This is a genomic window from Streptomyces sp. NPDC020362 (genome assembly GCF_040642095.1).
Taxonomy (GTDB): Bacteria; Actinomycetota; Actinomycetes; order Streptomycetales; family Streptomycetaceae; genus Streptomyces.
In genome coordinates this window covers 1-4,822 of record NZ_JBFAET010000328.1, presented here as the reverse complement: position 1 = coordinate 4,822, position 4,822 = coordinate 1, and the positions used below count along the sequence as shown (strand labels likewise).

The window sequence follows — 4,822 nt, the reverse complement described above, 5'->3', positions numbered from 1 at the left end:
GTGATCAACTGCACCCTCAAGCGCTCGCCGGAGACAAGCAACACCCAGGGCCTGATCGACCACAGCACCGCCATCCTGGACGCGCAGGGCGTGCATGTGGAAGTCCTACGGGCCGTCGACTACGACATCGCCACGGGCGTCTGGCCCGACATGACGAAACACGGCTGGGAGACGGACGCCTGGCCCGGCCTGTACCAGCAGGTCCTGGCAGCCGACATCCTCGTCCTGGCCGGCCCCATCTGGCTCGGCGACAACAGCTCCGTGATGAAACGCGTGATCGAACGCCTCTACGCCTGCTCCAGCCTGCTCAACGAAGCCGGCCAGTACGCCTACTACGGCCGCGTCGGCGGCTGCCTCATCACCGGCAACGAGGACGGCGTCAAGCACTGCGCCATGAATGTCCTCTACAGCCTGCAGCACCTGGGCTACACCATCCCGCCCCAGGCGGACGCCGGATGGATCGGCGAGGCAGGCCCCGGCCCCTCCTACCTCGACCCCGACTCGGGCGGCCCGGAGAACGACTTCACCAACCGCAACACCACCTTCATGACCTGGAACCTGCTCCACCTGGCCCGGGCGCTGAAGGACCTCGGCGGCATCCCCGCCTACGGCAACCAGCGCACCGCCTGGGACGCGGGCTGCCGCCGCGACTACGAGAACCCCGAACACCGGTAGGGACACCAGCGGCCGGGGCATCCGCGCCCAGCCCGGAAGCAGCGTCCGTCTCCGCCGCCGAGCGTGGCACGGTGCTGCATCGTCAGCCCAGCGCCTCGAGAGCCGCCAGGATGTCGGCGGGTTCGGCTCGGGTGGTGTAGTCGGTGTTGACGAAGTTCCATCGGATGGTGCCGGCGCGATCGATGACGTAGGTGGCGGGCAGCGGCAGTGTGCGCGGGTGGCCGTCGTTGACGCGTTGGAGGTCGAAGCCGAGTCTGTCGTAGACGGCGGCCAGGTCGTCGGGGAGGTCGAAGGCGAGGCCGTACTGCTTGGCCGTGTCGGAGCCGATGTCGCTCAGGACGTCGAAGGCCAGGCCGTGCTTCTCGGCGAGGGTGAGGGATTCGTCGGGGATCTGAGGGGAGACGGCGACCAGGTGTGCGCCATGCGCGGTGATGTCGGGGTGGTGCTGCTGAAGGGCGCGCAGGGCGATGTTGCAGTACGGGCACCACGCGCCGCGGTAGAAGGTCAGGACGACCGGGCCCAGCGCCAGCAGGTCGTCCAGGGCCACCGTCCGACCCGTCGCCGAGGGCAGCCGGAAGCGGGGCGCGGGATCTCCGACGCTGAGGGCGCGGTCGGCCTGCCCGGAGTCGGCGAGTTCCTGACCGGCTCGGCGCATGGTCTCCCGTATCTCGGCGGGGATCTGCTGCTGGCGGGCTTCGTAGAAGGCGCGCAGCTCGGCGTTGAGTGTGGTCACGGCGTCCGTTCCTCCCGGTCGACGTTCCGGCTAACTTGGAATGATCGTTTCAAGATAGCGCTGGCGTGATCCCGCACCAAGGGGTCCGGCAAGATTGGCCGGGGGTGGGCGAGGGATATCTTGAAATCATCGTTTCAAGATGGCGAGGTGGAACATGCCGGACATCAAGCACTTCGATCCGGACGCGGTCCTGGAGACCGCGGTGCGGCTGTTCTGGCGCCAGGGGGTGGCCACGACCGGGATCCAGGACGTCGTGACCGCGACCGGCCTCAACCGCTCCAGCCTGTATGCCACCTTCGGCGGCAAGCAGGAGCTGTACCGCGCCGCGCTGCGCCGCTACATCGACCAGCGGTCCCGGCCCGCGTTCCGCTCTCTCGCCCAGGACCAGCGAGGGCTGCGGGCCGTAGCCGAGTTCTTCGACGGGCTCATCGAGGCGCGGTGCGCCGGCGAACACGCCCGCTGGGGGTGCCTGGTCGTCAACGCGCACGCCGGCGCAGAGAACGGCGACCCCGAGGTCCATGACCTCCTCGACCAGCACCACCAGGAACTGCGGGACGCCATGCACACGGCACTCGTCACGGCCGAGGAGCACGGGCAACTCGCTGCCGGCACCGATCCGCGTGCGGCCGCCGAACTGCTGGCACTGCTCGCCTACGGCGTCAACCTGCGCTCCCGCGCCGGGGCCGACGCCGGAGCGCTGCACGCAACCGTGACCGCCGCCTTGCAGTCACTCAGCAGTCTGGCATCGGCAGAAGATCTCGCGCAGTAGCGGAGTCCTCACTTGGGCGGCAGGCTCGCAGCGAAGGCGTGGCCCTCGTCGATCCACTCGCCGAGCACCTCGTCCTCTGCGACCGCTGAGCCCGCGACAGCGACCCAGCCGCGCATCGGGCGACCGGTCATGTCGAAGATCCTCGCGCCTGGCCGGGCAAGAGCTTCCTCGGTTGCTTCGGGGCCGACCCGGACCATGAGGTCGTCGCCGGTCACGCCGACGGCCATGTTGCCGCGGTGGAGGAACGCGATGCCACCGAACATCCGCTTCTCGGTGATGTCGGGGTCCGTGCCCAGCCGTTCCCGGACTCGCTCGGCCAGCCCTTCGTCATACACCATTACTCTCCTCCTTCACGGTCGGAGAGTCGGCGTTCGAGGTCGCGCAGGTCCTTGGTGAGGTTGTTTCGGACCAGACGGGCGAGCAGGGGCGCCGCGACGCGGTAGAGGCCGCCCGGTCCTCCTCGGACACGGATACGGGCCAGGGTGCCCCGCGGGTGGGGCTCGAAGGCGTAAGTGACATGCATCGGCATCGGTCCGCCGACAGAGATCATGTCCAGCAACCGCAGCGGCTCATATGCGGCCACGCGCAGGACGTAGTCGATGCGCCGGGCGAGGAAGTACGCCGTGCGGGTGACCTCGGCGCCCATACCGAACCCGCCGCCCTCCGCCGGCCGGGTCAGCTCAGCCGTACGGATCCCTTGGGTCCACTCGGCGTCGTGGCGCCAGTCCATGGCGTAAGCGGCCACCCGCTCGGGCGGTAGCGGGATCACGCGCCGCACTGTCACGTCGATTGCCACGAGGGCAGGATCCCAGCTGACACCGGCGGGCGCGCGCCGTCGGCGAACGAAGCAGTCCGCCGTGACCCGCCCGATGCCGTACCGCTTCGATGAATTCGCCGCCCTGTTCATCAGCTGCGAGCCCCCTGCGGTTGCGCGCCGATGGCATCCCCGCCCACGGCACGCTCGGCCCAACAGCCGTGGAAGAACACCCGACACCTGATGAGGGTGACGCGACCACGAGGCATGGGGGGTCTGGAGATTACCGAGGCGGTGGTTCCGCCGTTCGGCTTGCGACGGACACCCGCTTGCACCTCAGGCACGGACAGCTCACCTGACCTGTGCCAGCTTGTAAGTGCCCTGTTGTCCGGCATGGGTCGTGGCATTGCGACCGTCCTTGTGCGAGCGCGGCTCGAAGACTGGAGGAGACGGCCGATGGCAAGTGGCGGAGGGCTCTCGGGTCCGGCTCCAACCGGTGGGTCGCGACGCCGCAGGTCGGTAGAAAAGCCAGCGCTGAAGCGACTGAAGCGCCTACGTGGCACTGCGGTTGATGCCGCTGCCGCGGGCCGTGCCCGGACTCGTGCAGCCGCACGGCGCATCGGGCAGCTTCCCCCACCCCCGGGGCCGTTCCGTCCCGGGTTCTGGCGCAGCCCGATCCGCGGGCCATGGCTGACGTCGGTGTTCGGCTTGGTGCTGCTGGTCGGCATCCCGCTGTTGTTCGTCACTGGGCTGCTCTCCTACGCCTCCTACAACCCCGACCTGAGCCCCCTCAACGACGAGACCCCCGACAAGGGCGTGCTGGGCTTCTACCTCTTCAGCTGGCCCACACACCCCTACTGGCTGTACCGGCTGCTCCAGGGTGTCCACGTGACGCTGGGCGTGGTCCTCGTGCCGGTGCTACTGGCCAAGTTGTGGTCGGTGATCCCGAAGCTGTTCGAATGGCTGCCGGTGCGCTCCGCCGCCCACGGCCTGGAGAGGCTGTCCCTGCTGATGCTGGTCGGCGGCGTCATCTTCGAATTCGTCACCGGCATCTTCAACATCCAGCTCTACTACGTCTTCCCTGGCTCGTTCTACCGCCTTCACTTCTATGGCGCCTGGGTGTTCATCGCCGCCTTCGCCGTCCACGTGTGCCTCAGACTCGGCCGGATGACATGGGCCTGCGCTCGCGCGGCCTGGGCGCCGAGCTGCGCACCGATCTCGCCCATACCGTGCCCGAACCTCCCGACCCCGACGGCCTGGTGGCAGCCGCTCCCGCCCCGCCCACGATGACCCGCCGCGGCGCTCTCGGCATGGTGGGAGCGGGATCGCTGCTCCTCCTCGTCGTGACCGCCGGACAGAGCATCGGCGGATGGGTGCGCGCCACCGCGCTGCTCGCGCCGCACAACCGCGATCCGGGCAGAGGCCCGAACAGCTTCCAGATCAATAAGACGGCGGCGAAGGTCGGCGTCACCCCCGCGCTCGTCGGACCCAGCTGGCGGCTGGAGGTGCACGGACGCGGAGCGCCACGGGTCTTCACCCGCGAGCAGCTCCTGGCGATGCCCCAGCACGCCGCCGCTCTGCCGATCGCCTGTGTGGAGGGATGGTCCACCGAAGACCAGCACTGGAGCGGCCTACGGCTGGCCGACCTCGCCGCTCTGGCGGGAATGCCCGCCGCCGCAAGTGTCCTGGTCAAGTCCATCCAACCCCCCGGTCCCTTCACCCGGGTGGTGCTGCGGGGCAACCAGATCCACGACCCCCGAGCGCTGCTCGCCCTCCGCGTCAACGGCGCGGCCCTATCACTCGACCACGGCTACCCGGCCCGCATCATCGTCCCGGCCAACCCCGGCGTGAACAACACCAAGTGGGTCCACCGGCTCACCTTCAGGACGTG

5 protein-coding genes and 1 pseudogene are annotated in these 4,822 nt (G+C 69.1%); 3 read left to right on the top strand and 3 right to left on the bottom strand.

What is annotated here, in order from left to right; translation table 11 throughout:
• On the top strand, positions 1 to 675 hold the full coding sequence (locus tag AB0H32_RS46025; RefSeq protein WP_361134989.1) for a flavodoxin family protein: 675 nt from the start codon (positions 1 to 3) through the stop codon (positions 673 to 675).
• Between the two features lie 82 nt (positions 676 to 757).
• Here AB0H32_RS46025 and AB0H32_RS46020 read toward each other — a convergent pair whose 3' ends face one another.
• On the bottom strand, positions 758 to 1,408 hold the full coding sequence (locus AB0H32_RS46020) for a peroxiredoxin-like family protein (protein ID WP_361134986.1): 651 nt from the start codon (positions 1,406 to 1,408) through the stop codon (positions 758 to 760).
• Between the two features lie 154 nt (positions 1,409 to 1,562).
• Here AB0H32_RS46020 and AB0H32_RS46015 point away from each other — a divergent pair, with 154 nt between their 5' ends.
• On the top strand, positions 1,563 to 2,177 hold the full coding sequence (locus AB0H32_RS46015) for a TetR/AcrR family transcriptional regulator (protein ID WP_361134992.1): 615 nt from the start codon (positions 1,563 to 1,565) through the stop codon (positions 2,175 to 2,177).
• A gap of 8 nt (positions 2,178 to 2,185) precedes the next feature.
• On the opposite strand, the gene AB0H32_RS46010 is transcribed toward AB0H32_RS46015, so the two are convergent.
• Positions 2,186 to 2,515: a TfoX/Sxy family protein gene (locus AB0H32_RS46010; RefSeq protein ID WP_361134983.1), complete on the bottom strand. Its 330-nt coding sequence runs from the start codon at positions 2,513 to 2,515 to the stop codon at positions 2,186 to 2,188.
• On the bottom strand, positions 2,515 to 2,973 hold the full coding sequence (locus AB0H32_RS46005; RefSeq protein ID WP_361134980.1) for an SRPBCC family protein: 459 nt from the start codon (positions 2,971 to 2,973) through the stop codon (positions 2,515 to 2,517). The genes AB0H32_RS46010 and AB0H32_RS46005 overlap by 1 nt, the downstream gene beginning before the upstream one ends.
• Positions 2,974 to 3,549: 576 nt before the next feature.
• Between AB0H32_RS46005 and AB0H32_RS46000 the strand changes: the two are divergent.
• A pseudogene (locus tag AB0H32_RS46000) lies at positions 3,550 to 4,822 on the top strand (molybdopterin-dependent oxidoreductase); the annotation flags it as partial.

Bases quoted from the DNA above. Each gene is read 5' to 3' on its own strand.
- AB0H32_RS46015 (WP_361134992.1), top strand. From the start codon at position 1,563: ATGCCGGACATCAAGCACTTCGATCCGGACGCGGTCCTGGAGACCGCG.
- AB0H32_RS46010 (WP_361134983.1), bottom strand. From the start codon at position 2,515: ATGGTGTATGACGAAGGGCTGGCCGAGCGAGTCCGGGAACGGCTGGGC.